This is a genomic window from Flavobacterium tructae (genome assembly GCF_002217475.1).
GTDB lineage: Bacteria > Bacteroidota > Bacteroidia > Flavobacteriales > Flavobacteriaceae > Flavobacterium > Flavobacterium tructae.
In genome coordinates this window covers 1-645 of record NZ_MUHH01000074.1, presented here as the reverse complement: position 1 = coordinate 645, position 645 = coordinate 1, and the positions used below count along the sequence as shown (strand labels likewise).

At 32.4% G+C, this 645-nt stretch carries 2 protein-coding genes; both read right to left on the bottom strand.

Annotated elements, in window-relative coordinates; genetic code table 11:
• Positions 1-292 (bottom strand): TubC N-terminal docking domain-related protein (locus B0A80_RS20285; RefSeq protein WP_133063728.1); only part of this gene is annotated, 292 nt, incomplete at its 3' end.
• A partial coding sequence (locus tag B0A80_RS21105; protein WP_133063727.1) for a phosphopantetheine-binding protein occupies positions 292-645 on the bottom strand: 354 nt, incomplete at its 5' end. The genes B0A80_RS20285 and B0A80_RS21105, both read right to left, overlap by 1 nt.

Below are 645 nucleotides of genomic sequence, written 5' to 3'. Positions count from 1 at the left end.
GAAGCTGGTCCAAAAACCATAAACGCTCCTGACTGAAAGATAAAGGAATATGAATAAAAGAATCCCGATCATAATATCTTATTGTATTGTTACCTAATTCATTGTAATTCTTATTTGCTTCAATTTTTTCAAAATACTGAATGATAAGTTCTTTATTAATCTTTATATCAGCAAGTAAATTATCATCAATATTTTCATTTTCTGATTTTAAAATCAAAGAGCTTCCTTCTAACTCCAATCTAATGTCATTATCCTGCGCTCTTTTTATAAGACTTAAAACGATCTTATTCATTATATTTTTATTATTTGTTTGTAAACTATATCCTTACTTTCTTTTTTTTGATTTGCTTTATGTTGCAAATAGGTACTTAAATCTTCTATTATTAAGAGTTCAAATACCTCTCGAATCGACAACTCTATCTCCAGTTCCTTACGAATCATAGAAACCAAACGTGTAGCCAGTAAACTATGACCTCCAAGTTCAAAGAAATTATCATGGATACCGATGGGTTCAATATCCAGAAGTTCCTGCCAGATCAAAACCAGCTGTTCTTCTGTTTTATTACGTGGGGCAACATACTCACGGCTCGAGAACCCGGAACCGTCAGGTTCAGGCAATGACTTCTTGTCTATCTTTCCATTACT